Here is a 2,940-nt window from a genome sequence, read left to right on the forward strand (position 1 = left end):
CACATAAAATTTGACACTCTCAATTTATTTAAGGAAGAGGTGGGGAAAACCTTTAGCGAAATACTAACCCAAGAACGTTTAATTCAGGCTCACAGCATGATTACAAATACGATAATACCAATTACAGCTATTATGGAACGGGTGGGTATATCTAATAAAACTTTCTTTTACAATAAATATAAAGAATTTTATCATTCCACTCCTGGGGAAGATCGAAAATAGACGTAATAAATGATAAATTATCACTTACTGTTCGGATCCTGCTTTCCAACAAAGGACATCAATTGTTGTCAATTATGTTCCAATATTTGTCGAAACTTTTCACATTGACTAAAAAAATTAACAAAAAAGACTCCGCATATCTAATGAGCTTTATCTTTGTGTAGACACGTGGAGACTTTTTATTATGATATTTTTTTGTTAATGAACTTTATGACCCTTTTTGTAAATTTCTTTATCCGACTGTTGCACAGCCTCAATTTTATCTAACGGATTTTCCTTCAAAACTAAGAAATCAGCCACTTTTCCGGTAGCTAAACTCCCATAATTATCATCAATCCGTAGCAACTGTGCTGCATAACTTGTGGTACCCAATAAGGCTTGGTAAGGAGTGGCACCAATTTTATGGACTAACAACGCCAGTTCTTCCAACGTTCCCATTTTGAATGTATTGAACGGTGTCCCCGCATCAGTACCAACAGCTATTTTCACACCTTTATTTAAAGCCATCGAGATATTTTTATAGAAATCTGTTTTTACCTTTTCGTTTTTAGTAAGCATGTAATCTGGAATTTTACCTTTTCCATATTTAGAAATGGATGTGCAAGCATTTAGCGTTGGTACTAAATAAACATTATGATCACGCATGAAGTCTGCTTGATGCTCATCTATATAAATTCCATGTTCAATTGAATCTACGCCAGCATCCAATGCATTTTGAATTCCTTGATTGCCTTGTGCATGTGCCGCAACCGTCATGTGTTTCGAATGGGCTTCTTCCACGGCAACTTGCATTTCGACTTCACTTAATTCCGTGTCATCTACCTGATCATTGGCTGACATGACTCCACCTGTGGACATCACTTTAATATTTTTTATTCCTAACTTAAATGCTTCGCGGACTGCTTTCCGAACGTCATCCCCAGAATTAACTAAATAGGAAAAATTGACACTGCCGTCTTCGTTTTCTCGAAAATCGCCATGACCACCTAAGATTGAGATTGGTCGGCCACTTGGCACAATTTCCGTCCCCGAAAGCTTACCTTGTTCTTGTAACTTATGTAATTTCAAATCTACGTTAAATGCACAGCCGCAATCGCGAATATACGTCACTCCAGAATAAAGGAGATCCTTTAAATTACGCAAAGCTGTAAAAGCAATTTCTGTTTCTGATAAGAATTCCAATTGATTTGAAACAGGATTATCCATGATATGTGTATGCGCATTAATTAACCCTGGCATCACGTATTGTCCGTGTAAATCCTCACCTTCATTATTGCTCGCTGGAGCCCTTGTCCCAGTTTCAGTAATCTTTCCTGTTTCCTCATCCACCGTAAACCAAGCATCGGCAATAATTTTGTTATCAACACCATTAAATAAGTTTGAATTAAAGTATGTTTTCTTCATGTGAACTCTCCTCGTATTAATATTGCAAAAACAACGTGAACTAGAAGTTCAAATCGTTTACCAAATTATAGTCTAATCGTTTGATCAGTCAATTCTTTTCGGGACATCTCAACTTACAAAATCATTTGAAATGACTTTTATTTGTGCTTAAATTAGCCTATTCTGTTTTCTTAAAACTTATTTGATCATCTATTATAGATTTGACTACTAAATAAAGGCACAAACATCAAACCAGGTTGGTTTTGATATTTGTGCCTTTATCTTTGATTATTGTAATTGTCGATAACGATTTTTTAATACAAAATGCCTTAAAAGTTGATTAAACTCGTTTGGAATCTCAGCCATAATCACATGCCCACAATTAGTTAATTTTGCCCTACTAATCATCGAATTGCTTTTCGCCACAGCATCCACGAAATTAGCATCATAATAGGGACTCTGGATAGCCGCAATCAACAAAACTGGTATCTTTGTGGTCTCCAGGGTTGAAACCCAATCCTGTTTAAAATGATCTAATAAGAGATTCACATTTTTAGAACGGTTAAAGGAATAGTTATTCTTTTGCTTTAGCAATCCGGATTCAACTCGTGAATCAATTCCATGAAGCGTTTCTCTCACTTTAGGTGATGACTTAGCTAGCTGACGGTAATTTTGAATAGTAGCATTTAAAAAGCCATACTGCCATTCAGAGGTGTTCAACATCTTGGGAGTTTGATCAACGCTAATGACACCCGCCACATCTTCAAATTGAGCAAGATAGCCATAACAAACACTCGCTCCCATTGAATGTCCAATTAAAATTGGATTTTTAACTTGTAAATACTGAATGAGCTCTCTTAAATCCAAGATTAATCTCGCTAAAGAATCATTTGTTTCAACTCTTTGCGAACTACCTTGATTGCGATGATCATACGTAATTACGCGATAGCCCATTTTCAATAAATAGTTAACCTACAGCATCCAAATTTCTTTATAGCCACCAAAACCCGATATGAAGATAACTGGGTATCCTTTGCCACGATCCAAAAAATCAAGTTCTACATTATCTGTTGTTCTAAACTTCATAATTTCACCAGTTAACCAAAGGTTGAAAGTATCAGAATTATTATATCAGTGAGTTGATCGCAAAGATTAGACTTAGTCTGGAAGCAAATGGGCTCAGTAATGTCGTTTATCTTAGCGGGTTTCGCTTAGATAAAGGCCGCGAGCTTGGAGACGTGGTTTGCGGATCCAAGTCGTGCCCACTATTCCGCCTAGTAATGATGATTTTCGGAACGAAAATCTTTCTTACTCCTGTCGATGTCGATTCTTGTG

3 protein-coding genes are annotated in these 2,940 nt (G+C 36.4%); 1 reads left to right on the forward strand and 2 read right to left on the reverse strand.

Translation table 11 applies throughout. The annotated features are described in order from the left end of the window. Positions 1-222: helix-turn-helix domain-containing protein (locus tag DD627_RS04300; protein ID WP_286984579.1), on the forward strand; the 222-nt coding region annotated here is incomplete at its 5' end. A 198-nt stretch (positions 223-420) separates the two neighbouring features. Here the strand turns inward: DD627_RS04300 and DD627_RS04305 are convergent. After that, complete coding sequence (locus DD627_RS04305) at positions 421-1,626, reverse strand: metal-dependent hydrolase family protein (RefSeq protein WP_260274673.1); 1,206 nt, start codon at positions 1,624-1,626, stop codon at positions 421-423. A gap of 267 nt (positions 1,627-1,893) precedes the next feature. Beyond that, positions 1,894-2,565, reverse strand: coding sequence for an alpha/beta fold hydrolase (locus DD627_RS04310; RefSeq protein WP_286984581.1), 672 nt, complete (start codon positions 2,563-2,565; stop codon positions 1,894-1,896). Positions 2,566-2,940: the final 375 nt, after the last annotated feature.

Origin of the sequence: Pediococcus sp., from assembly GCF_003533255.1 — a bacterium.
Classification (GTDB): domain Bacteria; phylum Bacillota; class Bacilli; order Lactobacillales; family Lactobacillaceae; genus Pediococcus; species Pediococcus parvulus.

Excerpts from the sequence above, each read along its gene's own strand:
- DD627_RS04305 (WP_260274673.1), bottom strand. The coding sequence starts at position 1,626 with ATGAAGAAAACATACTTTAATTCAAACTTATTTAATGGTGTTGATAAC.